The organism is Edaphobacter modestus, from assembly GCF_004217555.1.
Lineage (GTDB): Bacteria > Acidobacteriota > Terriglobia > Terriglobales > Acidobacteriaceae > Edaphobacter > Edaphobacter modestus.
The window spans coordinates 4,979,365-5,005,436 of sequence record NZ_SHKW01000001.1 but is presented as its reverse complement, the minus strand read 5'-3'; the positions used below and the strand labels follow the sequence as shown (position 1 = coordinate 5,005,436).

Sequence of the window (26,072 nt, the reverse complement as noted above, 5' to 3'; positions counted from 1 at the left end):
ACTTTCTCCCGAAACGTGTTTCAAAACGTGCTTCCAGATGCTACTTTGCTTCATTGAAATAAATCAGGTGAAACCGGTTTACGCTAGTTGTGAGACCGGTAACAAATGCGCTATTCCCGGAGTGTTCCTTGAGGACTTGGGTGCTTGATCCTCCGACCCGGTTGCGGGCATGGAAGGTGAGTGTTTCTGCAGTACCCGTCTGCGCGGTCATAGGTGGCCTTTCGCGCACTCATCATGGTGTCGTCTACAGTGAGATTGTTGCGGCTGGGATTGCCGTGGCAGGTGTGGCCCTAGCCATATGGTCCCTCTTGCGCGAGCAGGAATACAAAGTCCTCCGCGCACAACTGGAAGAGGCGCAGTCGACGTTCCTCGCCGCGGCGGAAGTCAGCCTGGATGCCTTCTGTCTCCTGAACGCAATGCGCGACGCAGAAGGTCGTATCGTCGACTTCCGTATTCACTATCTCAATCACAACGCGGAACGGCTGATCGGGAAACCACGCGCCGAGCTGGTCTCGCAAAGCCTCTGCGATAAAGTTCCCACGGCGAAGAGTTCAGGCCGGTTCGGTCGATACTGCGAGGTCGTGGAGACAGGCATCTCCATGAGCCAGGAGTATGCGGTTCTCGAGGAGAACCCGTTGCAAGCCACCTGGGTTCGTTACCAGGCGGTGAAGCTTGGCGATGGCCTCGCCGTCACCTGCAGTGACATCAGTAGCATCAAGGCCGCGCAAGCGCGATCCGAACACCTCGTGGAGTTCAACGAATCGGTCTTTCAGAATGCTCCCTTCAGCATCGTCGCAACCGACGTGCAGGGCACGATTACCGCAATGAACTTCGCAGCCGAGAAACTTACCGGTTACACTCGTGACGAGTTGGTGGGCAAAGCTTCGCTCACCATGCTGCATGACGAGCGAGAACTTGCCGCTGCCGCGCGCGACTCCGCAGCTACGGATGATTCGATCGAGCGGGTCGGCTTCGAGATTCTCTCTGCCGGCGCCATGCAGGGCGAGATGGAAGAGAAGGAGTGGACGCTGGTTAAGCGGGACGGCAGCCGAATCCCCATCAATCTCGCTATGCGTGCGGTGGCTTCGGATTCAGGCGACATCAGTGGCTTTGTCGGTATCGCCTTCGACATCACGGAGCGTCGCCAGATGTTGCAATATGTCACCCATCTGGCCACGCACGATCAGCTGACCGGTCTGGTCGGACGCGCTCTTTTGCGCGACAAGACGGTCGAGGCCGTGGAGCGCGCGCGACGCTACGGAACCAAGGTCGCCGTCTTCGTGGTCGATCTGGATCAGTTCAAGCGAATCAATGATTCGCTGGGCCATACTTCCGGCGACCAGCTCCTCATTGAGACCGCCGCACGCCTGCGGCGATCCGTTCGCAGCACCGATGTCGTTGCGCGCGTTGGTGGCGACGAGTTTGTTGTCGTCATGCCGGACATCACAAGCGTGGCCGATGTGGAGCACTGTGCCCTCAACCTGCTGGCCAGAATGTCTCCGGAGATCCATATCGACGAGCAACTCGTCAACGTCACGACGAGCATTGGAGTCTGTATCTATCCGGATTTCGCCTCGGACGCCAAACACCTGCTCAAACGAGCCGATTCGGCAATGTATGTCGCCAAAGAGAGTGGCCGGAACCAGTACCAGATCTTCAGCGAAGACATGCTGAAGGAGACGGCGGATCGGCTCTCCATGGAGCATGGCCTACGGCATGCTCTGGCAAACAGTGAGCTCCGCCTGCACTATCAGCCGCAAATCTCGCTCACAACCGGTCTGATCACAGGGGTCGAGGCGCTGCTGCGGTGGAACCATCCAAAGCTCGGCAATGTTCCCCCGATACAGTTCATTGGAATAGCCGAAGAGACGGGTTTGATTGTCCCCATCGGAGAATGGGTCTTCATGACAGCCTGTCGCGAGGGGAAGGCCCTGCAGGACGAGCTGGGAACCGACCTGACCATCTCGGTCAATCTGTCGCCCCGGCAGTTTCAACAGCGCAACCTGGTGCAGGTCATCGAACATGCGCTCGCCGTAAGCGGGCTTCTGGCTCGGAATCTTGAGATCGAGATCACCGAAAACATCCTGATGGTGAACTCAACTGGAAACCTTGAAAAGCTGCAACGAATCAGGGAACTGGGAGTGCGCATCTCCATCGACGACTTCGGCACCGGATTCTGCAGCTTCTCATACCTTCTCCAGTACCAGGTCGACCGGCTGAAGATCGACCGCAGCTTCATCAAGCAGGCGGGAACCGATCCGAATGCGGCCGCAGTCGTCCGCACCATCATCGCGATGTCCCATGGACTGGCCATCCGGGTTGTCGCAGAGGGTGTCGAAACCGAAGAACAGCTTCGATTCCTGATGCGCCGCCGCTGCGACGAGGCGCAGGGCAACTACCTCGGCCTGCCGGTAGCGGCAGAAAACTTCAGCGCCGCTGTCCAAGGATATAGCGGAATCGGCGCCCTTCAGAATGTGTAGCCCCTGCGATCTGTCGTACGGCTGACACCAGCCTTAACACCCAGCAGAAACTCCCCTGCACTAAACCGCCTGGCGCCGCTTGAAGAAGTGATAGATCGCGAGCAGAAGGATGGCGCCGATCAGAGACATGATGAAACCTGCTGATTGTCCTTCCCGGTAGAGCCCCATAAGCCGCCCGAGAAACGTTCCGAGAAAAGAACCCGCAATTCCGATGATCATGGTTATCAGGATCCCTCCGGGATCCTTTCCGGGCATAATCAACTTGGCGAGCGCACCGACGACAAGACCGATGAGAGCGGTCCAAAGCAGGCTAAGCATAAAGCTCCTCCAGTGCTCGATTTTTCACGGGCTGGGCCCGCATGAATCCCGTGGTGCGGACAGCATACTCCACATCCGGGGATTGGGATTCATAAAATCATAAGGATACGAACATTATCCTGATCCCGAGCCAGTACACGCGTCCGCTCGACCTCAAGAAACTGCTCTCTGCCGCGATATCTCAGTAAGCCCGCAGGCGATTGATTGGAATGCGAACCTGGAAGCAGGTCGAGTGCGGTTTGGAATCCACCGCAACCGAGCCGGAGTGCTTGCTGACAATGCGCTGCACCGTGTCGAGCCCCAGTCCCATCGCGGTTCCAAGCGGCTTCGTCGTGAAGAAAGGCTCGAAGATGCGCGACTGAATCCCTTCTTCGATACCCGGACCATCATCGTGAAACTCGACAATCGCAGTCTGTCCGCTCACGCGGATGGAGATTGTCAGGGTGCCGTGATCGTGCATCGCGTCGAGCGCATTCTCAATCAGCGCCGACCAGGCCTGATTCAGCTCGCTCCCATAGGCGCTTACCAGTGGAAGATTCGACTCAAATTCGAGACGAATTTTTACATGAGCCATCCTCGACCGGAACATGGCCAGCGTATTTTCAATCGATACAGGAAGATCGATGTCCTGGATCGGTGCCTGGTCCATGAAGGAGTAACCCCGGATGGCGCTGATCAGCTCAAAGATACGCCCGCTCGAGTCCACAACCGTATCCGCCATTCGTTCGACCCGCAACGAACTTGCGAAGGTTGCGATCGCCGCCGATAACGTCTCTGTGTTGAGTGCAGCGGCCAGCGTGTCCAGCATCAGGATCGGTATGCGCATCTCGGCGAGCGTGGGGGCAATGTTCCAGGGTGTCGCAACCTCGTGCTTCTCCAGCCAGCGCAACATCTCCTCTTCGTAGTCACTCGCCTCAAGCGGGCTGCGGGGAATCAGGGAAAAACCCGCAGATGCGTGAATGTGGGATCGAGCGCTCGCAACCCAGGAGTTATATCGTTCCAGCTCTTCCTCAGAATGAAACAGGCGTCCAAGCCGGTACTTCGCTTGGTCCGTCTCGCGCAGCTCGGCAGAGAGACTGACAGCAGACCGCTGCGCTGCCGATGCAGGATTATTGAGCTCATGCGAGAGGTTCGCCGCGAGCTTTCCCAGCGCAAGAAGCTTTTCCGCCTGCTCATCCATCCGGGTGAAGTCGCGTACGCGATCCAACAACAGCGCCACGCAACGCCGCGCCATGGATGGAATCGCGCAGAGCATCTCGTCAAACAGATCTTCGTGGATATCCAGCACCCAGACCGGACCCACCGTGCGGCCGTCCGCGCCCCAGGTCTTCATGCGCGAAAACGGCAGCTTTCCCGTCAGCCGGGAGGTGCGGCCTACGAAGCGGGCGACGGACGCTGACTTACGCCGATGCGCAATCACGTCGCCGCTCAGGATGATGTTCATATGGTGCGAGGGCTCGTCTTCCCGGAAGATCAACGAGCCATCCGGACCCACCCGCTCCGTCGAGTGAGTCGCGAGCCACTCGTACTCCGGCGTCGACAGCCCATCCAGCGGGGAGATGAGACCGAGAGCCGCGACGATCTCCTCCACAGGCGTGGGTTCCACCGGCGCCGTCGCCACCAGCTCGGCGGGCGGAGCAACGCGGGTAAGGTCGAGACTGGATTGAGTGGCGATCTTGCCTCCTCTGCGGCTGACTGTTCTTCGATTAAAGCAGAGAAAGGCTTCGTACGGGATACGACAGGCTGGCCTATCCTTCGAAGACCTACCTTCCTCGTCCGGAAGAGATGCCGATGCAAGTCAAACGCATCACGCTCGATCTCCTTTTGCGGAGCGTTGCCCCCCATTGCGCGTTGTCGGCGATGGAACCTTCAGCTCCTCCGGAGCCTGCCACAATCGTATTCCGCCCTCGATCGCATTGCTGTTAGCGCCCAAAATAACGTGCGGTGGAAGCCCCTTCATCAACTTCGCGTTGCCTCCTCCCAGCAGGACGTATTCACACACGAACGCATTCTTCAATCGTTCGACGACATCGAGGACCGACCTTCGCCAGCGCTTCTTTCCGCGCAGTTCCAGTCCAGCGTTCCCCAGGTAGTCTTCGTACGTTCTCCCCTTTCGATAAGGCAGGTGAGCCAGCTCCAGAGGGACGACGACACCATCGAAGACCATCGTCGATCCCAGGCCGGTTCCAATTCCCAGGAAGAGCATTCGACCACCGCGATAGCCCCCGAGCGCCTGCATGGCAGCATCGTTTATAAATCGAATCGGTTTTTGAAACACCGTCTGGTACGGAAAGTCGATCCATCCGGGAGCGAGATTGTGAGGCTCGGCTAGAGGACGATCATGGGCGACCGGGCCCGGATAGCCAATGGAAATGTTGTCGTATTTCCATCCTCTTGTCCCCAGAATTACCTGGTCAGCCATCTGCTTCGCGGTCATGGAAGGTCCAGATGGAATCTTGAGTGGAACTCTCTCCGAGGTCGATCCGACCTTGACGTGGGTCCCGCCGACGTCGATGACGAGAACATTCTTCATCTCGAAAGCATACAGACACCCTCAAAATCTGCGAAACACCTGAACCCTAAGGCTTAAGCCTCGTATTGCCGTCAGAAAACAAACCGCAATTTTTCCCTCTCTTTGCCGATCATCCGCCCCGCAACTTATTGAAAAACAGGAAGAAAAATCTTACCGATAAAAATTGTTGACAGTCGTTATCGATTCTGACCATAATGGTGACGGGAACATCTAACTTGAATGGAGAAAATTATGCGTAAAGCGCTTCTGGCTACTTTCGTCCTCTCCCCCATCCTGCTTCACGCTCAGGCAAACTCTGCCCCGTCGCAGATCGCACTTGCCTCCAACCCCGCGGAACTCGCTTCCGCAGATCGTGGCACCACGGCCCTGAAGCCCCTGCGAATCTCTACCGGTGTTATTGCCCCCAAGCTTGTTCACTCCTTCCCCGTGAGCTCAGAAGATCTGGCGCCCTGGACAAACGTCCCCGAAAACCGTGAGGTCACCGTTGGCATGGTCGTCGATAAGAGCGGCAAGCCCACGGATCTGAAGATCATCAAGTCCGCTGGTCCCGTGGTCGACAGGAACGTTCTCGATGCAGTGAGCCAGTATCGTTATGCGCCGGGCACCGTCAGCAACCAGGCTGTACCGTTTCCAGTGAAGCTCGAAGTCAACCTCATCACCACCGCACAGTAAAAAGCTGTACCACGGCTAAAGGCCGACCAGAGTCGGCCTTCCATGCAGCCCTCCCCGTTGTAAGTTGATAAATATTTTGGAATGAGTCACTTGTGAGATTTCCTCAAGCCAAAATATTCGATTCAAAGGGGTTAGGCATCAAAATATTGATTTCATAAGAGATAAGGTCCGTAGAGTGGGACGCGCCTTATCTCTATCTCTTTTTGGGGCTGTATTCAGTTTACGAAATTGGGTGAAACTGATCGGCGCTTTTCCCGAGATAAATTTATCTCGCTCGAAGTCGCCTTCTTTCAGTGGTTTCCGGCTGGGAAGAATGATTTTTTGATCTGTGCAGCTCTTGACACGCTGATTTCCAAAGGATCTTCGCCCTCGAAGAGCTGCTGAAGATGCGTATCCGTCTTGGGAGAGAATGCGTCTTCTGCAATCCAGAGCTTACCAATTCCTGAACCGAACATGTCCTTGTGCGATTTGCGTGCGGGCCGCGTGGCCATCACCAGTTTGACGGCGGCCTTGCCAGTGCGCGTGATGATGACCTCTTCTCCGCTCTCGACTGAGGCGATGAGCTTGTGGAGTGCCCGGCTTGCTTTGTACCAGTGACTAAGAGACACACTGGAACGAGGAGAGCATATGGCACGAGGTAAGAGGTATCAGCCAGAGCAGGTGGTGAACCTGCTCCGTCAGATTGAAGTGGCAGTGGCGAACGGGAAGACGACAGCGCAGGCGTGCAAGGAAGCGGAAATCGTGGAGCAGACGTACTTCCGTTGGCGCAAGGAGTATGGCGGTCTGCAGGTGGATCAGGCGAAGCGGTTGAAGGAGCTTGAGCAGGAGAACGCGAAGCTGAAACGGTTGGTCGCTGAGTTGAGCCTGGACAAGCTTGTGTTGAAGGACATCGCCTCGGGAAACTTCTAAGCCCTGAACGACGGCGCAATGCGGTCAACCGTGCCTGCGAGCATGGAGTCAGTGAGCGGCATGCGTGCCTTCTGTTGGGGCAACCCAGGGGCACGCAGCGCTACCGGCCGACACAGCGTGAAGACGAGGATGCTCTGACTCGGGCCATTGTTACCCTTACCAGCCAGTATGGCCGCTATGGGTATCGCCGGATCACGGCGCTACTCCAGCGAGCCGGCTGGCAGGTCGGCAAGGACCGAGTCGAACGCATCTGGCGTCGTGAAGGGCTGAAGGTACCAAAGAAGCAGAAGGCGAGAGGGCGGTTATGGCTCAACGATGGCTCGTGTGTGCGGCTCAGGCCGACACACTCGAACCATGTCTGGAGCTACGACTTCGTGAGTGCGCGAACGCACGATGGCCGCAGTGTGCGCATCCTCAACCTGATCGACGAGCACAGCCGGGAGTGCCTGCTGATACGGGCCGAACGGCGCTGGAGTTCGGCCAAGGTCATCAGCGCTCTGGCTGACGTCATGGTCTGGAAAGGAGTTCCCGAGCACATACGTTCTGACAATGGGCCCGAGTTCGTGGCCAAAGACCTGCGCAAATGGCTGGCGAACACAGGAGCAAAGACACTGTATATCGAACCCGGCTCTCCCTGGGAGAACGGCTACTGTGAGAGCTTCAACTCGAAGCTGCGGGATGAGTTCCTCAACGGAGAGATCTTCTACTCCATCAAAGAGCTTCGCGTGCTGGCAGAACGCTGGCGCGTCCACTACAACACCGTCAGACCACACTCTTCGCTGGGATATACACCACCAGCTCCGGCGGCCCGGATGATCGCAACAAGCAAGGGGCATGGAGAAGTGGAAACCGCTACGCGCTTCCCACTTCTCCACACCCCAGACGGCGGCTATCTGAACTCAGAGATAAACGCGCTACACTAACTCCTCATTGGTACAAAACATCGGGCAAGCCAGCGATAAGACTGCGTCATGTATGGGGCACCCGGCTCTCTCAAATGGACACTTGAGACTCTCTTTCAATTACGCGCAACCGTCTTTGTCACCGAAATTGTTCGTCTTGTCAGTCCATCCCACGATTCCGTCAGGAAGTCGAACCTTCACCCACCAGATCGCTTCCTTTCTTTCCTTCGACGGCAAAAGCGTCTCGCCCCAGCAAGACTCCGAAGGACGGTAACAATATTTTGCATAACTCAAGTGCGTTTGGACCACGATCACCTTCCCGCGCGTGTACACGTGTCCGTATCCCTCGCCTACGTTATCGAGGATGAACGCGATGCTGTTCTTTGGCAGTTCGTCTGCAGTCAGCACGCCATCGGGCTCGGGTGCAGTCAGCACGACAACGGGCTCGGGCCTCAGATGCACCTCGCCCGTGAGACCAAATGCACGACTTCCTTTCCTGGTTCTGCCGACCACGCGGCTGCTGCCTGGGCTAGAAACCAAGTCCGTGTCTTCCAACACGGTCCAGTTGCCATACCGGCAGCACTCAAAAGGACAAGCGCCCTTGGCAATGTAATTGTCCGGCGGCTTTTCACTGGCAGGCATCCGACTCAGCGCTTCCTGAAACTTGATGCGCCTCTCATCCGATATGTTCTCAAGGCGCCTCATTTTCAATCCCAGGGGGGACGCACCAAATTCTTTGCTCTCGATGAATTTCACTATTTCCGGGAAATCCTCGCCCAAGAATGCGAGTTCGACGTCGAAACCGCGAGAGTCCATCTCTTGTAGAGCGCTCGATGCTTCTGCGGACCGATGAGCGCTAAGGAGTACGTTGACTAATCTGTACCATCTATACGGGATGTTGCACCCGTCGGCCCTGATGTGCTCCTTTGTCAGCACGACAGCTCGGTCCCACTTGTGGGCGCTCTCGGCGTCTTGAAGTTCCTTCGACACACGGAAATTTGGTTGGTCTTCACACGGGCCGCCTAGATCGTAACGTTCCTGGCCTGTCGATGCCGGAGACGCTAACACGAGATCGGCGCACAGAACGATCAGGCATGCTACCGAGATGATCGTCGCTCGCGCATAAACCACCTTGCGCACAGCTTGCCAGAGATTTTTAAGCTTTAAGCCGACCACTGTACGTTTGCTCATTCGTCGTCAAGCCAGAACAGACTTCGTAAAGAACATAGTACGGCAATGATCGGACGGTTACATTTGTAAAATGAATGAATCAGCTTACTTCGAAGAAGTTCGAAGAACAACCAAAAAGGCAGAGCCGAAGCTCTGCCTTTTTGGTTGCTTTTGCGCGAAGCGCATTTCGCTGGACGCGTAGTCCTACTCGGCGGCCATCTCTTCCTGCTCGCCTTCCATGCGCATCGCCTCGAGCTCGCGCTCTTCGGCGTCGTGGGCTTCCTGAACCTCGGCCTGAACCTGGGCTGCCACCTCTTCCAGCTCTGGGGAGAGCTGAACGTTGCGGTAGTACTCCATGCCCGTACCGGCCGGGATGAGGCGACCGACGATGACGTTTTCCTTGAGGCCGCGCAGCGTATCCACTGCACCGTTGATGGAAGCCTCGGTAAGAACGCGTGTCGTCTCCTGGAAGCTGGCGGCCGAGATGAAGCTGTCGGTCGAGAGCGATGCCTTGGTGATGCCGAGCAGAAGCGAACGGCCAATCGCCGGACGTCCACCCGTCATCAGCACGCGCTGGTTCTCCGCGTTGAAGCGGAAGCGATCGGTCTGCTGGTCGACGAGGAAGGTGGTATCCCCTACCTCTTCGATCTTGACCCAGCGCAGCATCTGCCGAACGATGACCTCGATGTGCTTGTCGGAGATCGCCACACCCTGCAGGCGGTAGACCTCCTGGATCTCGTTCACCAGGTACTGCTGCAGTGCGCGCTCGCCGAGCACCTCAAGGATGTCGTGCGGGTTACGCGGACCGTCGATGAGCGCGTCGCCGGCACGGAGGCGTTCGCCTTCCTGCACGTTGACATACACACCACGCGGAACCGAGTACTCCTCTTCCTGCCCGTTGTCAGCCGTAACATAGACCTTGCGCTGTCCCTTGGTGACATCGCCGAAGCGCACCACGCCGTCGATCTTCGAGATGATTGCGGGGTCACGCGGCTTGCGCGCCTCGAACAGCTCGACAACCCTCGGCAGACCGCCGGTGATGTCCTTGGTGCGGGTGGTTTCGCGCGGGATCTTCGCCAGGATGTCTCCCGGGTAGAGCTCGTCGCCATCGGCCACCATGAGGTGAGCACGGCTGGGCATCAGATAGCGCTTGTTACCCTGCGCGCTCTTGATGATGATCGTCGGCTGACGCTTTTCGTCGGGCGAGTCGGCAACTACGAGCCGGGAGAGGCCCGTGACCTCGTCGATCTCGTCGTGCAGGGTTACGCCTTCCTGCAGGTCCTTGAACTGAACCGTACCGGCGATCTCGGTCAGCAGCGAGAAGGTATAGGGGTCCCACTCGCCGAGCTTGTCGCCAAGCGCGACGGTAGCGCCTTCCTCGATCTTCAGCTTCGCGCCGTAGACGATTGCGTAGCGCTCCTTCTCACGGCCCTTCTCGTCGATGATCGCAATCGAACCGTTCCGGTTCATCGCGACCAGATCGCCGGTCTTCGAACGGACCGTAACCAGGTTGATGAAGCGGACCGCACCGGCGTTCTTCGCCTCAATGTGCGAGGCATCCGAGACGCGCGATGCCGTTCCACCGATGTGGAAGGTACGCATGGTGAGCTGCGTTCCTGGTTCGCCGATCGACTGAGCCGCAATGACGCCGACGGCTTCGCCCATCTCGACCATCTTGCCCGAGCCCAGGTTGCGGCCGTAGCAAAGGATGCAGGCGCCGCGCTTGGACTCGCAGGTCAGCACCGAGCGGATCTTCACCTTCTCGATACCGGCTGCCTGGATCGCGCTGGCAAGGTCCTCGTCGATCTCCTGGTTGATGTCGACGATGGTCTTGCCTTCGTAGTCTTTCAGCTTCTCGAGCGAGACGCGGCCGATGATGCGATCACGCAGAGGCTCGATCGTCTCGCCGGCTTCGATGATCGGCATCACGTAGATGCCTTCCACTGTTCCGCAGTCGTTCTGCGAGATGATGACGTCCTGCGCCACGTCCACCAGGCGGCGGGTCAGGTAGCCAGAGTCCGCAGTCTTGAGTGCCGTGTCCGCAAGGCCCTTACGAGCGCCGTGCGTCGAGATGAAGTACTGCAGCACGGTGAGACCTTCACGGAAGTTCGCCGTGATGGGGGTCTCGATGATTTCGCCCGAGGGCTTCGCCATCAGGCCGCGCATACCCGAGAGCTGACGGATCTGCTGCTTCGATCCGCGGGCGCCGGAGTCGGCCATGATGTAGATCGGGTTCATGGCTCCTTCCTTATCCGCCTTCTTCATGTTGTTGAACATCTCATCGGCGACCTTCTCGGTGACGCTCGACCACATCTGGATGACCTTGTTGTTGCGCTCACCGTTGGTGATGGCACCGTCAAGGTACTGCTGCTGCACGTTGATGACCTGCTTCTCAGCTTCGGCGACAACGGTGTACTTCGACTCCGGGATGACCATGTCGTCCAGACCGACCGACAGACCCGAGCGGGTCGCATAACGGAAGCCGAGGTCCTTGATCCGGTCCAGTGTCTTGACCGTCGTCTCGAGTCCGAGATTCAGGTAGCAGTAGTTCACCAGCTGGCCGATGCCCTTCTTCTTCAGCAGGCCGTTGATGTACGGCATGCCCTCGGGAAGAGCGTCGTTCAGAATGGCGCGGCCGACCGTCGTGTTGATGAACTGCTTGTTGAACTCGACCGGCTCCGTGTGCAGGATGTCCTGATCGTCATACGCCGTGGTCATGTCGAGCACAGGACCGGTGTGGCGAAGACGAATCGGCGTCAGGGTCTCGACCTGCTTGGCTTCGAGAGCCATCAGCACCTCTTCGATGTTGGCGAAGACGCGGCCTTCCCCCTTCGCATTCACCTTGGCCTTGGTCAGGTAATACAGACCAAGCACGAGGTCCTGCGTCGGCACCGTGATGGGGTGGCCGCTCGCGGGCGAGAGGATGTTGTGCGAAGCAAGCATCAGCACGCTGGCCTCGATCTGCGCCTCAGGCGACAGAGGAATGTGCACGGCCATCTGGTCGCCGTCGAAGTCCGCGTTGAAGGCGGTGCAGACCAGCGGGTGAATCTTGATGGCCTTGCCTTCCACCAGCACGGGCTCAAAGGCCTGAATGCCGAGACGGTGAAGTGTTGGAGCGCGGTTCAGAAGGACCGGGTGATCCTTGATGACCTCTTCGAGGATGTCCCAGACGATCGGGTCCTGCTGCTCGACCATCTCCTTGGCCTGCTTGATGGTGGTGCAGTGACCCGTCTGCTCCAGACGGTGATAGATGAAGGGCTTGAAGAGCTCGAGCGCCATCTTCTTGGGGAGACCGCATTGGTGCAGCTTCAGTTCCGGGCCGACGACGATGACCGAACGGCCGGAGTAATCGACGCGCTTGCCGAGAAGGTTCTGACGGAAGCGGCCCTGCTTGCCCTTGAGGGTGTCGGAGAGCGACTTCAGCGGACGGTTGTTCGCACCGCGCAGCACGCGGCCACGGCGGCCGTTGTCGAACAGAGCGTCGACGGCCTCCTGCAGCATGCGCTTTTCGTTGCGCACGATCACCTCAGGAGCATGGAGATCCATCAGCTTCTTGAGGCGGTTGTTGCGGTTGATCACGCGGCGATACAGGTCGTTCAGGTCCGAGGTCGCAAAGCGGCCGCCATCCAGCGGAACCAGCGGGCGAAGCTCAGGCGGAATGACGGGAATCACGTCAAGAATCATCCACTCCGGTTTGTTGTCGGACTTGCGGAAGGCCTCAACGATCTTCAGGCGCTTGGAGTACTTGAGCTTCTTCTGGAGCGACGACTCCTGCTTCATGCGCTCGCGCAGCTCGGTGGCAAGCTCGGTGATCTCGACGCGCTTCAGCAGCTCCTTGATCGCCTCTGCGCCCATCATGGCCTTGAAGCCGGTGGGACGGTACTGCTGGTCGAGCTCGCGGAAGCGATTCTCGTCCTTGATCACCTCGCGCTCTTTTACCGGAGCGTCGCCTGGATCAACGACTACGTAGCTCTCGAAGTAGAGAACGGCCTCGAGTTCGCGCAGCGAGATATCCAGCAGGTGACCGATACGCGAGGGCAGGCCCTTGAAGAACCACACGTGCGAGCAGGGGCTGGCGAGCTCGATGTGGCCGAGGCGCTCACGGCGGACCTTCGACAGCGTGACTTCAACGCCGCACTTGTCGCAGATCACTCCGCGGTGCTTCATGCGCTTGTACTTGCCGCACAGGCACTCCCAGTCGGTGATGGGTCCAAAGATGCGGGCGCAGAACAGACCGTCGCGTTCCGGCTTGAAGGTACGGTAGTTGATGGTTTCCGGCTTGGTGACTTCGCCGTGGGACCAGCTGCGGATCTTCTCAGGGCTGGCAAGCTGAATCTTGATCGCGTCGAAGTCAGCGATCGGTCCGGTTAGTTCGAAGGGGCTGGAGCGGAACATATTTTGCGTCTCCCTTGTTTCCTGCGCTTGCAGGTGCGCAGCATGTTGCTGCGGTTGCTAGATCTTCTCGGCGATGACTCTCGGCGCATCGCATTGCCGCTAGTTCTGAAGCTGAAGCTCGAATTCGATTGTCTTGCCACTCGGGAGAATGGCGCCCGGGGAGGACAAGTACAGCCTCCCCAGGCTTACTGCGTTAGTCTGCCGCTGCGATTGTGGGCACCGGCTGTTTCTTTTGATCGGCCTGCTTGACCAGCTCAACGTCAAGGCAGAGGGACTGGAGCTCACGAATCAGCACGTTGAACGACTCCGGCACGCCGGGTTCGATCGCAGCTTCACCCTTGACGATGGCCTCGTAGATCTTGGTACGGCCATAGACGTCGTCGGACTTGGCAGTGAGCAGCTCCTGCAGGATGTAGGCCGCGCCGTAGGCTTCCAGCGCCCAGACCTCCATCTCACCGAAGCGCTGTCCGCCGAACTGCGCCTTGCCTCCCAGCGGCTGCTGGGTGATCAGCGAGTACGGCCCGATCGAACGAGCGTGGATCTTGTCGTCGACAAGGTGCGAGAGCTTCAGCATGTAGATGTAGCCGACCGTGGCAGGCTGTTCGAACTCTTCGCCCGTCATGCCGTCATGCAGAAGGCTCTTGCCGGAGCTCGGAAGACCCGCCGAGGCAAGCAACGCCTTGATCTCGGTCTCGCGCGCACCGTCGAAGACTGCCGTGCCGAACCAGATGCCCCGCCTCATGCCTGCCGCAACGCGCATCGTCTGCTCGTCATCGAGTACGAGGAGCTGGTTGAGAGCTGCCGTTCCAGCGAAGCGTGCCTTGAAGAGCTCACGGACCTCGCTTGCCTCCTGCATCGTCGCAGCCAGTTCGGCCACCTGCTTGCCAAGCTCATGTGCAGCCCAGCCAAGGTGCGTCTCAAGAATCTGGCCCACGTTCATACGCGAAGGCACGCCCAGTGGATTCAGGACGATCTCGACCGGCGTTCCATCCGGGAGGTAAGGCATATCCTCTTCCGGCAGAATGCGGGCGATGACACCCTTGTTTCCGTGACGGCCGGCCATCTTGTCGCCGACCGAAAGCTTGCGCTTCATTGCGATGTAGACCTTCACCATCTTGATGACGCCAGGAGAAAGCTCGTCGCCCTTGGACATCTTGGCGATCTTCTCGTTCGTGATCTTGCGCAGAACGTCGATCTGGCGCGAGGTCATCTCTTCGATCTCGTCGATCTGCTCGTTCACGCGCGGATCCTTGTCGGCGTAACGGATACGCTTCAGGTTACGCGTCGAGATCAGCTCGATGGTGTCGCGGTTCAGAACCTCGCCCTTCGACAACAGCTTCTTGTTCGTGCGCTCGTCGTGCAGGTCGGCCTGAACCTCCTTGCCGCCCAGAATCGCCTCAAGGCGCTTCAGACGCTCGTCGGTCAGAATGCGGATCTCGTCGGCCAGGTTGCGCTCGAGCTTCTCGATCTGCTCCTGCTCAATCTGCTTGGCACGCTCGTCCTTCTCCTGTCCCTTGCGCGAGAAGATGCGGACGTCGACAACCGTTCCCTCGATTCCTGGAGGGCAGGTCAGCGAAGCGTCGCGAACGTCGCCGGCCTTCTCACCGAAGATGGCGCGAAGCAGCTTCTCTTCCGGAGTGAGCTGCGTCTCGCCCTTCGGCGTCACCTTACCCACAAGGATGTCGTTGTGCGCGATCTTGGCGCCAATGCGGATGATTCCGCTCTCGTCCAGATCGCGCAGAGCGTGCTCGGAGACGTTCGGGATATCGCGCGTGATCTCTTCCGGTCCCAGCTTCGTGTCACGAGCCTCGATCTCGAACTCCTCGATGTGGATCGAGGTGTAGTAGTCCTCGCGGACCAGCTTCTCCGAGATCAGGATCGCGTCCTCGAAGTTGTAACCGCGCCACGGCATGAACGCGACCAGAACGTTACGGCCGAGGCCGAGTTCGCCCTGCTCCGTGCACGGACCGTCGGCGATGACCTGTCCCTTCAGAACACGGTCGCCCTTGCGGACCACCGGCTTCTGATTGATGCAGGTGTTCTGGTTCGAACGCTTGAACTTCGTCAGCTGATAGATGTCGCTGCCGACTTCGCGCGAGAGCTGCGTCGGATGATGCTCACCTTCCACGCGGATGATGATGCGCTCGGAGTCGACCGAGTCCACGATACCGTTGCGCTTGGCAAGGATCACGGCGCCCGAGTCGCGAGCCGTCACGCCCTCCATACCGGTTCCGACAAAAGGGGCCTCGGAGACCAGCAGCGGAACCGACTGGCGCTGCATGTTCGCACCCATCAGGGCGCGGTTCGCGTCGTCGTGCTCGAGGAACGGAACCAGCGAGGCGGCAACCGAGACCAGCTGCTTCGGCGAGACGTCGACATAGTCGACCTCGGCCTTGTTCACCAGCACGAAGTTACCCTGACGGCGGGCGTCGACGATGTCCTGCACGATATTCAGCGCTTCGTCCAGCTCAACGTTCGCCTGCGCGATGGTATGGCGATCTTCCTCCCATGCCGAAAGATAGAAGCTGAATGGAGCCAGGTCCATCGTGCGCTTCTTATCCTTCTTCAACTGCTCGTTCAGCTTCTTCGACTCGTTTACCTCAAGGTAGTCGCCCTGGCGCAGACCGCTCTCCCCGGCATTCGTCACCGAGACGTAGTCCATCACCTTGCCGTCCTTCACGCGACGATACGGCGACTCGATGAAGCCGTACTCGTTGATACGCGCAAAGCAGCTCAGCGAAGAGATAAGACCGATGTTCGGACCTTCCGGCGTCTCGATCGGGCAGATACGGCCGTAGTGCGTCGGGTGCACGTCGCGAACCTCGAAGCCTGCGCGTTCACGCGACAGACCGCCAGGCCCAAGAGCCGACAGGCGGCGCTTGTGCGTGATCTCCGACAGCGGATTGGTCTGGTCCATGAACTGCGACAGCTGCGAGCTTCCGAAGAACTCGCGGATCGCCGCCATCACGGGCTTCGCGTTGATCAGGTCGTGCGGCATCGCCGTCGACATCTCCTGATACACGCTCATCTTCTCCTTGATCGCGCGCTCCATGCGAACCAGGCCGATGCGGAACTGGTTCTCCATCAGCTCGCCTACAGCGCGGACGCGGCGGTTGCCAAGGTGATCGATATCGTCCACCACGCCGATGTTCTTGCGCAGCTTCAGCAGGTACTTGATAGTGCCGTAGAAATCCTCAGGGGTCAGCGTGCGACGGTCAAGCCCGGTGGCCTCTGCATTCTCGTACAGCTTGATGTTGAACTTCAGACGGCCCACGCGCGAGAAGTCGTACTTGCGCGGATCGAAGAACATGCCCTCGAACAGTGCAGTCGCGGTATCGAGCGTCGGAGGATCGCCCGGACGAAGCTTGCGGTAGATCTCGATCAGGGCCTCTTCGGGCTTGCGAACCGAGTCGCGGCGCAGCGTGTTCGTGATGATGTTGCCTACATCGTCGCGCTCGGGGAAGAAGACCTGGAAGCTGGCCACGCCGGACTGCAGAATCTTGTGCAGCTTGTCGGCGGTCAGCTCCTGGTTGGCCTCATAGAGAAGCTCACCCGTCGTCAGGTCGACGACATCGGCCGCAGTCATCGCACCGTCGAACTCGCTGGTTTCGATCCCGACTTCCTCGACCTTGTGCGAGCGCAGACCCTTAAGCGAATGCGCCGAGATCTTGCGTGTCGCGGGAGCAACTTCCTCACCCTTCACCGTGACCACCGCCGCAGGACGCGTGCCCTGCAGGTTCGTTGGCGTACCCTCGGGAGCAACCTTCCACCCCAGCTTGCCATCTTTCACGTTGATCGTGTCGACCGTGTAGAAGGTCTTCAGAATCTCTTCATCCGTGCGCAGACCGAGAGCGCGAAGGAAGATCGTTCCGAGGAACTTGCGCTTGCGGTCGATGCGGACGTAGAGGGTGTTCTTCTGGTCGTACTCAAACTCCACCCAGCTGCCGCGGTACGGAATGATCTTGCCCAGGAAGTAGGTGCGGTTGTTCGCCGTCTCGAAGAAGACGCCGGGCGAACGGTGCAGCTGCGAGACGATAACGCGCTCAGTGCCGTTGACGATAAAGGTTCCGTTGGCGCTCATCAGAGGAATATCGCCAAAGAAGACCTCCTGCTCCTTCATGTCGCGCAGGGTCTTGACGCCAGTCTCCGGATCCTTGTCGTAGATCTTCAGGCGGATCGTAACCTTCAGAGGGGCAGAGTAGGTCATGCCGCGCTCTTCGCATTCCGCCTGGTCGTACTTCAGCTGCAGCCCCACGGGGTCGCCGCACTTAGTGCAGAAGTCAGGTGTGTTCTTGTTGTAGGTTCCGCAGAAGTTGCAGAGCACGTCGCCCGGATGGAAGGGGTCCGTTATGACCATGTGGCCGCAGTGGGTGCAGGCCGTGCGCAGATGGTTCAGCCCCTTAAGGTAGCCACACTTGCACTCCCAGTTGCCGATCGAATAGTCGACAAACTCCAGTTCGCTCACGTTGCGGAAGTCGGTAATCGGGAAGACAGAGGTAAAGACCGACTGCAGGCCATTGTCCTCGCGCTCCTGTGGAAGCTTATCCATCTGCAGAAAACGCTCATAGCTGCGGCGCTGCACTTCAATGAGGTTGGGAATTTCGATTGCGGTTGGAATCTTCGAAAAATCGAGACGGCTACGGATCGCGCGCATTTCGCTGGACATGCTCTCTCCCTGAATACTTACCTTCGAGGACCTTCGGATGGCGCCTATAGATCGCCTTCAAAGGGGAGAGTCCCGGTCCTGACTCTCCTGGTTAGTTCTGCCTTGCGCCTCTGGTCTCATCGGGTTCTGCCGTCCTCGATTACGGCCTGCCCGTGCGCAAAATGTCTCGTCGCCATGTACCCAGCGACTTCCTGCTTTGAAACTTCAAAAACTTTTCACAGCGTCCAACTCATTCGATACGGCTCGAATCTGCTATAACGAACGCGTGCTTCTGCCTAAAGCTCTGCCATGCAGAGCCGAAATATCTAAAAACGCGGCAAAGCGCTCGAAGGGACAGCGTGTCCCACGAGCGCAAAGGTCGACTTGTGCACTATTTCGATCGTGATGATATGAATGCCTGCCGCCATTTTGAGGCTCGCCTTGCCCCAAATTCGCTGCTGTCTGCCTGAAACCTGTGGCACCATGCACATCCGCCGCTAGAAACGCATGATGACCGGCCCCTTAACCTCTCCCCTCGAGAGGATGGACCGGATTACAACCGTATATCTATGATCTCACCGTTGCCGCTCAGACCGAGCCGCCAGCTTAGCACAACGAGGCGGAACGAATCTTCTCTAGTAATAAAGAATAGCTCGTTCCGCCAAGAAGTGCAACTGACCCAGAATTACTTGATCTCGACCGTCGCAACACCCTCGAACTTCTTCGCGATCGCAGCCGCGTCGTCCTTCGAGATGTTCTCCTTCAACGGCTTGGGGGCGCCGTCCACCAGATCCTTGGCTTCCTTCAGGCCAAGGGCGGTAACTTCGCGTACAGCCTTGATGGTGTTGATCTTGTTCGCGCCCGCGTCCTTCAGGATCACGGTGAACTCGGTCTTCTCTTCGACCGGGGCCGCTGCTGCCGCACCGCCGCCCGCTGCCGGAGCCGCCACAGCTGCCGCTGCGGCCGAGACGCCAAGACGCTCTTCAAGCTTCTTTACCAGAGCCGAAGCCTCGAGCAGGCTCAGGCTAACGATCGAATCTTCCAACTGCTGAATGTCCGCCATTTTTCTCTCCAATACCTTCTGAACTTGTACTGCCGATTACTTCTCCGAAGCTCTACTCCGCTCCGGTTGCCCAGCCCCTTCCGGGTTTCCGTTGCGCCCAGACCAGCGCACCCGAACAAGACCAGACGAAACCGTTTACCCCTCAACAGGCTCCGAACCCTCTGCCTCGCCAGCCTGTGATGCCGTCGCATTCTCCGGCTGCGCTGCCCCCGAAGGCTGCTCGCCAGCCGCTGACTCCTCAACATGCGCCGCCGCAACCTCGGTAGCCGCCTCAGCTGCCGGAGCTTCCGCGCTGGCCGCAGGAGCCGATCCCGAAAACTTCTCCTTCTCGACGCCCTGGTTGATCACCACGGCCAGATCGCGTCCGGTCGCATTGATCACCGTCGCCAGACGCTGCGCCGGGGCATTGATCAGGAACAGCAGCTTCGAGAACAGCTCATCCTTGCCCGGCATGTTCGCCAGCTCGGTGATCTCCTGAATATTGATCACCTTGCCATCCACGATGCCCAGCTTGAAGGTGAACTCCGAGTTGTCCTTTACCCAGGTCGAGAGAGCCTTGGCCAACGCCACCGGATCGCCCGAGGTATAGGCCACAGAATTGACGCCCTTGAGCCCCTTCAGCGCCGCCTCGATCTTCGTGCCCTCAGCCGAACGCTGGGCCAGCTTATTCTTCACCACGTGGTAGCTTCCGCCGACCGCGCGAACCACCTTGCGCAGGTTGAAGTCCTTCTCCGCCGTCAGCCCGGTAAACGTACCGATAATGGCCGAGGTCGAGGTCTCCAGCTCGCTCGCAAGCTTCTTTACCTTATCCGACTTCTGTGATCTGGACAGTGCCATAAAATCCTAGCCTTCACTGCTAGCCTCATTTGCTAGCTGAAATTGTGCGTCGCCTGTCGCGACAAACTCTCAAAATCGAACCGGCGATTACGCCTTGCCTGCAGCCTCAGCCGCCGCATAGTCCAGCTGGATCCCGGGTCCCATCGTCGAGCTGATCGTCACGCCCTTGATGTACTTCCCCTTTGCAGCGGAAGGCTTCGCCTTCACGACGCTCGTAATCACGGTCATCGCGTTGTCGATCAGCTTCTGCTGATCGAACGAGAGCTTACCCACGGGAACATGAACCAGGGCCGTCTTATCGGTGCGGAACTCCACCTTACCAGCCTTGATCTCCCTCACCGCGTCGGCCACGTTCGTGGTCACCGTCCCGGTCTTCGGGTTCGGCATCAGACCCTTCGGTCCAAGAACCTTACCCAGACGTCCGACCGACTTCATCATGTCGGGAGTCGCGATCAGTGCATCAAATGCCGTCCAACCCTCTTTCTGGATCTTCTCCACCAACTCTTCGCCGCCGAAGAACTCAGCGCCCGCCGCCTCGGCATCGCGAACCTTGTCGCCCGAAGCGATGACGGCCACAATCTTGGTCTTACCCAGACCGTGCGGCAGAACGACCGTGCCGCGGACCATCTGGTCGGCGTGCCGCGGATCTACGCCCAGACGCATCGTCAGATCGACGGTCTCGTCAAACTTTGCATATTTTGCTTTCTGGAGCAGCGGAACCGCGTCCGCCAGAACGTAAGGACGGGGCTCAACGAGCGCACGCGCCTTCGCCAGATTCTTCGAGATCTTCCTAGCCATCTTTCCTCATCTCCCACCCCTCTCGGATATCTTTCTCCGGGGCGTGGTCATCGACTGGTCTCAACGGCAAGTTGAGACGCTCCTATGAGTATGCCGGAAATTCCAGGATGACGCAACCTTTACAGGTGATATTGCTTCAAATCTGCTCGCTCAGGCCCATACCCTCGCCATCACCAGCTCGAAACCAGCGACCACACCGGTCCCTTGAACCGAACTGGGTAGAGAAAGCACCTCAGGCTCATCCCCAGGTCGATAGATCACCACGGTTTTTTGTTCCGGATTGATAAGCCATGCCACCTGCGCTCCGTTTGCGATCCACTGCTTCATCTTTGCCTCAAGATCGCTCAGTATGTCCGAAGGCGAACGAAGTTCAATGACAAAGTCGGGACAGAGGGGAGCATATCGCGCCTGATCTCTCTCACTCAGCGCATCCCATCTCTTTCGCTCAACCCAGGCCGCGTCCGCTGCCCGCATCGAGCCATCCGGCAGAGTAAAGCCTCCATTCGAATCAAAGGCAACGCCACGCCCATCTTTCTCGGCCCACTCATCCAGCAACCGCGTGACCCTGCTGTTCATCCGGCTGGTCTTGCTGCCTGCAGGCGTCATCACCAGAATCTCTCCGTTCGCATCCCGCTCCACCCGCAAAAAATCATTCGCCGCGCAAAAGCGCATCAACTCCTCGTCACTCATCGGCATCTCGGGCCGGAAGCGAAGCGGAAGCGGCATCGCTGCAAGGTTGAAGTTCACGGGCCCAGTGTACTAAACCCTGTCTGCCCACTCGCGCTTGAAACAGATCCCTCTTCCTCGAAAGAGAAACGCTCCCTGTTCAAAACTCTCTCTTGACGCCCTACCGGACCGCGCCTATTCTTGGTTCAGAAAGGCGAACAAATGGCGAAAATAATCGGCACCGCCGACTCGCTCTTCCCCATCCTCAACCAACCCTCCGCCTCGCCCATGATCGGCATCGCCCGCATGGCCTTCGAGTCCACTCACGCCGACGATGGCCACATGATCGAGTTCAAAACCCTCAAGGTAAGCAGCATCCTGAACCGCTCCGTCTCCAGGCGCATGACCTGGATGGCCTGGAGCATCAACCCCTATCGCGGCTGCGAGTTCGCCTGCCGCTACTGCTATGCCCGCTATACCCATGAGTTCATGGCGCCCAGCCCCGACCGCGAACCCGCCGCCACTGCCGCTGAGCCGGGTCAGCCCGACTTCCACGACCCCCTCACCTTCGAGCGCCTTATCTTCCTCAAGCAGAACGCCGCCTGGCTGCTCGAGCAGGAGCTGCGCCGATTCAACCCCTCCGACCAGATCGCCATCGGCACCGCCACCGATCCATGGCAGCCCATCGAGCGCCGCGCCCGCATCACCCGCAGCCTGCTGGAGGTCTTCGCCTCGCGCTCCGGCTATCGCATCGGAATCGTCACCAAGTCCCGCCTCATCCTCCGCGATACCGATCTGTTACAGGAGATCCACCGCCGCAATCACCTCGTCGTCCACATCACCATCACCACGCCCGATGCCGACCTCGCCCGCCTGCTCGAGCCTCGCGCCCCACGCCCCGATCTTCGCCTCGACACCGTTCGCCGCCTCCGCCAGGCCGGCATCACCACAGGCATCCTCTGCTCGCCGCTACTCCCCGGCATCACCGACACCGAAGAGGCCATCGACCGCATGGCCGCGCACGCCGCGCGTGCCAATGCCAGCTTCTTCGCCGCCAACCCTCTCTTCCTCAAGCCGTGCTCCCGTCCTACCTACCTGAGCTTTGTTCGGGAGCACTTCCCTGCCCTCCTCCCCGAGTACGAACGCCGCTTCGCCCATGCCGACTTCGCCTCGAAGAGCTACGCGCAGCACCTCAGCCACATCGTCTCCCAGGCCCGCGAGCGCCACGGCCTCAACCGCCGCTGGCGTGAAGACTACGACGATCTCGGAGATCACACGGAACCCGGGCCAGACGATCCACGCCCCCTCGCACCCGAGCGTGCCTCCTCTGGCCTGAAGAAACAGCCCGCATCTGTACGGTGGCCCGAGCAGCAAAGCCTCTTCGGCTGAGCTGCGCTCTCCCGGCGCAAACAAGTCTCTAACCCAGATCGATCGGAGTGAACGATGCAAACATGGTGGACGATTCGGCTAGATGGTTCAAAGGCACGATCTCGCAGACGGCGGCGTATCTCTCCCAGAGCTTCCTCACAACGGGGTTGGAGTGCGCCCGCTCCACACCGCCCGCAGCCCACTCGAAGGCCTCCACGATCGTGCCGTCCGCTGCTTGTGCTGCGATCACCGCACGGTCTGTAGCCAGTCCTTCCCTGCGAAGCAGCGGAACATGCTCCCGGGTCAGCTCCAGCAGCTCCGCTTCTTTGCCCGCCTTCGGCCTGTATGCCACTACCACCACCGTTGCACCGGACGCAGCTTGCATTGTCTTCCTCCCTGTAGCGGTTTCACTCCGAGCACCGTACGCCTCGAAGATAATCTATCTCCACCGCCGCAACTACAGTTCCTTCGCCAGCTCGAACACCTGTTGTCTCAGCCACGTGTGCGCTGGATCTCCCGAGAGCCGGGGATGCCACACCGCCTGAAAGGCAAATCCCGTAATCTCCTTCGGTGCATCGATCAAACGAAGATCCTTGCGCTTCATCGCTGCGCTGGCCACCCCCGAGGTCGCGGTGAGGATCAGGAGCTTTTCTATTTGCTACGCATGCGTTGGAACTGGGAATCGCCGAGTTCATCACGTTGAAAGCTACGCCATAAGGAAAGTCCATTTCAAAAATCTAGGCGCTTCTGGCGCGACAGATCTGGAGGTTTCTATGAAAAAACGCAAGACAGGAGTTGTATGAGGAGAGGTGCAGAAACAGGGCTGGAGCGTCACCGCCGCAGTCGCAGGGGCCATCGAATCGCTCACCCGCGGCCTCGCACTCGACTTTGCGCCCATCCGCGTCAATGCCGTCTGCGCTGGCGTAATCAAGACCCCGCTCTGGAGCGGGATGTCCGTCGAAGACCGCGAGGCCATGTACGCGGATACCGCGCAGAAGCTGCCCGTCGGCCGCGTCGGTAAGCCCGAAGACGTCGCCGAGACCTATCTCCACCTCATGCAATCCGGCTTCACCACCGGTCAGATCCTGGTCGTCGATGGAGGCGCCGTAATCTCCTGAGCCGCAGCTCCGCCGCGGGGATCGCTTTTGCTTCCCGCCGCGGGGTCTCGCCTATCCCCAGCGAACCATCATCCCGCGCTCGTCGCCCTCGCCGTGCTCCATCGCGATCTCGGCATCCATGCGCGACACTATGCTCTCGAACCGTTCTCCCCACTCCACCAGCACCAGGGCATCCGGTTCCGCGATCATCTCTTCCAGTCCCAGCGTGGCCAGCTCCCGCTCCGTCTCCAGGCGGTATAGATCCAGGTGATACAGCCTTACCTTCGGCCCTGCGTATTCATGCACCAGGGTAAAGGTCGGGCTGGTCACATCCTCCTCGGTCGCCGCCCCCAAAGAGGCGGCAATCCCCTTCACGAGGGTCGTCTTCCCCGCACCCACCTCACCGCGCAGCACCACCAGCTTGGGCGCAGGCAACAGGATCTCCGCGATCCGCTCCCCAAGCGCCAGCGTTCCCGCTACACTGCGCGTACGAAACCTCTTCTCCCGTGAAAAATTCTTCACTGCTCTCCTTTACATTCCTGCATTCACCGCAAGCCACAAATCCAGCTCAATCCATCCTCGTCTCGCACGCGGTAACGAAACGCATCCGACAGATGCATCACAGTGTCCGTCGCCAGCACCGTATGCTCGTCCATCGCGCGTGTCGCAAAGTCCGCGGCCAGCCCGTGGAGATAGACCGCCGCCTCTACCGCCCGGGCAACGTCGTCCGGGTATTGCCCCAGCATCGCGGCGATAATTCCAGTTAAAATGTCGCCGCTGCCGCCCTTCGACATCGCCGGATTCCCCGTCGTGTTCACCGCCACCCGGCCATCCGGATGCGCCACCAGCGTCCGCCATCCCTTCAGCACAAGAGTCAGTTGATGGTCGGTGGCGAATCTCCGTGCCAGCCTCACCCGATGAGCCTCCACCCCTTGCACCGTCAATCCCGTAAGCCGCGCCATCTCGCCAGGGTGCGGCGTCAGCACCAGAGTTCTCCCCGTACCATCGAGCAGGTCGGCCCGCCCATCGAACGCATTCAGGCCGTCGGCATCGACCACCATCGGAGTCTTCGTGCCTGCCACCAGCTGCCGCACGACTGCACCTGCTTCGCCGCGCTGCGAAAGTCCCGGCCCCACAGCCACGACCGTAATCCGCTTCAGCATGGCCTCCAGATGTTGACCTTGGACATTTGCCAGCGCGATCGCGCCTTCAGGACCCTCCTCCAGCGGCATCACCATCAGCTCCGGCGTCACACCGGCGACAACGTCCACCACGCTCCTCGGAACCCCGGCGGTCACCAGTCCTGCTCCCGTCCTCAACGCGGCCAACGAAGCCATTCCCGGCGCACCCGCCGTTCCATAGCTTCCTCCAATCACCAGCACATGCCCGAACTTTCCCTTGTTGGAGTTCGGTCCCCGCGGCTTCTCCGCAACCGCCTTCGAGCCTCCCGTCCAGCTCAGACCATCTCCCTCAGGAATCGCCTCCTCTGGCGATCCAATCTCAGCTACCACCACCGGCCCGGCGGTCATGTAGCCGAACACGTGGGCCAGCTTGGGAGCCGTAAACGTCACAACACCATCGGCTCGAAACGCCCCTTCCACCGTCTGCTCCGTCGAGTCCGCATCCCACCCGCTCGGTACATCCACCGCAATTACCGGAATCGAGAGCGGATTTACGAGGTTCCGCGCAGCAGCCGCAAGCCCCCGCAGCGGAGGACGGAATCCCGTCCCCACCAGTGCATCCAGCAAAAGGTCAGCGCCGGGCTTCGCTCCCGTCTGGATCACTCCAGTCTCCTCGAAGGCCCGCTTCAGCCCCTCCTCGTCCGTCACCTCGTGGACGACCACGCTGCTCTCCTCGCGCAGCCGAGCCAGCGCAGCGGCCGCCTCTCCCTTCACCTCTTCGGAGCGGCCCAGCAAAATCACACTCGCGGCGACTCCCGCAGCCGAGAGCACCCGGGCCGCGACCAACCCATCGCCGCCGTTATTTCCCTTGCCGCACAACCCCACAATCCGTTCCGCTTTTGGATATCGGCGCCTTGAGAACGTCGCGACAGCCTGCCCCGCGGCCTCCATTAACACGCCCAACGGAGTATTGAACTCCTGCACGGTTCGGCGATCCGTTTCACCCATCTGGGCGGCTGTGAGAACTCTCATTCCACCCTTCTACCCCATCGGGACCGCCCAGGCAAAACTCGTCGCCGCAGTTTTTCCCACAGAGTG

General features: G+C 59.4%; 20 protein-coding genes. 5 read left to right on the top strand and 15 right to left on the bottom strand.

From position 1 onward, the window contains the following. Positions 1-128 precede the first annotated feature (128 nt). Entirely contained in the window at positions 129-2,480 is a 2,352-nt protein-coding gene (locus BDD14_RS21115; RefSeq protein ID WP_130420964.1) for a sensor domain-containing protein, read from the top strand. 60 nt (positions 2,481-2,540) lie between these two features. Here the strand turns inward: BDD14_RS21115 and BDD14_RS21110 are convergent, their stop codons facing one another. From BDD14_RS21110 to BDD14_RS21100, 3 genes are all read right to left on the bottom strand, one after another. Continuing rightward, positions 2,541-2,798, bottom strand: coding sequence for a GlsB/YeaQ/YmgE family stress response membrane protein (locus BDD14_RS21110; protein ID WP_130420962.1), 258 nt, complete (start codon positions 2,796-2,798; stop codon positions 2,541-2,543). A 181-nt stretch (positions 2,799-2,979) separates the two neighbouring features. After that, positions 2,980-4,404, bottom strand: a complete 1,425-nt coding sequence (locus BDD14_RS21105; protein WP_242618096.1) for an ATP-binding protein — start codon at positions 4,402-4,404, stop codon at positions 2,980-2,982. A gap of 201 nt (positions 4,405-4,605) precedes the next feature. Next, positions 4,606-5,331, bottom strand: a complete 726-nt coding sequence (locus BDD14_RS21100) for an ROK family protein (RefSeq protein ID WP_242618095.1) — start codon at positions 5,329-5,331, stop codon at positions 4,606-4,608. A 231-nt stretch (positions 5,332-5,562) separates the two neighbouring features. Between BDD14_RS21100 and BDD14_RS21095 the strand changes: the two genes are divergently transcribed. Further along, the gene (locus BDD14_RS21095) at positions 5,563-6,003 is read left to right on the top strand and encodes a TonB family protein (protein ID WP_165420184.1); all 441 of its coding nucleotides are present in this window, start codon (positions 5,563-5,565) and stop codon (positions 6,001-6,003) included. A gap of 290 nt (positions 6,004-6,293) precedes the next feature. Here the strand turns inward: BDD14_RS21095 and BDD14_RS21090 are convergent, their stop codons facing one another. Beyond that, the gene (locus BDD14_RS21090; protein WP_207231786.1) at positions 6,294-6,611 is read right to left on the bottom strand and encodes a type II toxin-antitoxin system Phd/YefM family antitoxin; all 318 of its coding nucleotides are present in this window, start codon (positions 6,609-6,611) and stop codon (positions 6,294-6,296) included. 19 nt (positions 6,612-6,630) lie between these two features. Between BDD14_RS21090 and BDD14_RS21085 the strand changes: the two genes are divergently transcribed. Beyond that, positions 6,631-7,835 (top strand): IS3 family transposase gene (locus tag BDD14_RS21085; RefSeq protein WP_130420958.1). Its coding sequence is split into 2 segments (ribosomal slippage): positions 6,631-6,898 and positions 6,898-7,835, totalling 1,206 coding nucleotides; the frame shifts between segments, so codons are not numbered across the junction. A 99-nt stretch (positions 7,836-7,934) separates the two neighbouring features. On the opposite strand, the gene BDD14_RS21080 is transcribed toward BDD14_RS21085, so the two are convergent. From BDD14_RS21080 to BDD14_RS21050, 7 genes are all read right to left on the bottom strand, one after another. Next, positions 7,935-8,594, bottom strand: coding sequence for a hypothetical protein (locus BDD14_RS21080; protein WP_130420956.1), 660 nt, complete (start codon positions 8,592-8,594; stop codon positions 7,935-7,937). Between the two features lie 594 nt (positions 8,595-9,188). Beyond that, the gene (gene rpoC / locus BDD14_RS21075) at positions 9,189-13,379 is read right to left on the bottom strand and encodes a DNA-directed RNA polymerase subunit beta' (RefSeq protein WP_130420953.1); all 4,191 of its coding nucleotides are present in this window, start codon (positions 13,377-13,379) and stop codon (positions 9,189-9,191) included. 193 nt (positions 13,380-13,572) lie between these two features. Next, positions 13,573-18,045, bottom strand: a complete 4,473-nt coding sequence (gene rpoB, locus BDD14_RS21070) for a DNA-directed RNA polymerase subunit beta (RefSeq protein ID WP_130420951.1) — start codon at positions 18,043-18,045, stop codon at positions 13,573-13,575. 664 nt (positions 18,046-18,709) lie between these two features. After that, complete coding sequence (gene rplL / locus BDD14_RS21065; protein ID WP_130420949.1) at positions 18,710-19,087, bottom strand: 50S ribosomal protein L7/L12; 378 nt, start codon at positions 19,085-19,087, stop codon at positions 18,710-18,712. 135 nt (positions 19,088-19,222) lie between these two features. Then, positions 19,223-19,924 (bottom strand): 50S ribosomal protein L10, encoded by a 702-nt coding sequence (rplJ, locus tag BDD14_RS21060; protein ID WP_130420947.1) that lies wholly within the window; start codon positions 19,922-19,924, stop codon positions 19,223-19,225. Between the two features lie 87 nt (positions 19,925-20,011). Then, positions 20,012-20,722: a 50S ribosomal protein L1 gene (rplA, locus tag BDD14_RS21055; RefSeq protein ID WP_130420945.1), complete on the bottom strand. Its 711-nt coding sequence runs from the start codon at positions 20,720-20,722 to the stop codon at positions 20,012-20,014. Between the two features lie 150 nt (positions 20,723-20,872). Next, positions 20,873-21,469, bottom strand: coding sequence for a Uma2 family endonuclease (locus BDD14_RS21050; protein WP_207231785.1), 597 nt, complete (start codon positions 21,467-21,469; stop codon positions 20,873-20,875). Positions 21,470-21,610: 141 nt separating this feature from the next. Between BDD14_RS21050 and BDD14_RS21045 the strand changes: the two genes are divergently transcribed. Then, a complete protein-coding gene (locus tag BDD14_RS21045; protein ID WP_130420943.1) occupies positions 21,611-22,777 on the top strand; it encodes an SPL family radical SAM protein in 1,167 nt (388 codons plus the stop codon). Between the two features lie 28 nt (positions 22,778-22,805). Here BDD14_RS21045 and BDD14_RS21040 read toward each other — a convergent pair whose 3' ends face one another. Further along, on the bottom strand, positions 22,806-23,141 hold the full coding sequence (locus tag BDD14_RS21040) for a hypothetical protein (protein ID WP_130420941.1): 336 nt from the start codon (positions 23,139-23,141) through the stop codon (positions 22,806-22,808). 72 nt (positions 23,142-23,213) lie between these two features. Further along, entirely contained in the window at positions 23,214-23,360 is a 147-nt protein-coding gene (locus BDD14_RS31985; RefSeq protein ID WP_165420183.1) for a hypothetical protein, read from the bottom strand. A gap of 205 nt (positions 23,361-23,565) precedes the next feature. Here BDD14_RS31985 and BDD14_RS21035 point away from each other — a divergent pair, with 205 nt between their 5' ends. Then, a complete protein-coding gene (locus BDD14_RS21035) occupies positions 23,566-23,874 on the top strand; it encodes an SDR family oxidoreductase (RefSeq protein WP_130420939.1) in 309 nt (102 codons plus the stop codon). A 51-nt stretch (positions 23,875-23,925) separates the two neighbouring features. Here BDD14_RS21035 and tsaE read toward each other — a convergent pair whose 3' ends face one another. Beyond that, on the bottom strand, positions 23,926-24,375 hold the full coding sequence (gene tsaE, locus BDD14_RS21030) for a tRNA (adenosine(37)-N6)-threonylcarbamoyltransferase complex ATPase subunit type 1 TsaE (protein ID WP_130420937.1): 450 nt from the start codon (positions 24,373-24,375) through the stop codon (positions 23,926-23,928). 23 nt (positions 24,376-24,398) lie between these two features. Further along, positions 24,399-26,006, bottom strand: coding sequence for an NAD(P)H-hydrate dehydratase (locus BDD14_RS21025; RefSeq protein ID WP_130420935.1), 1,608 nt, complete (start codon positions 26,004-26,006; stop codon positions 24,399-24,401). Between the last annotated feature and the right edge of the window lie 66 nt (positions 26,007-26,072).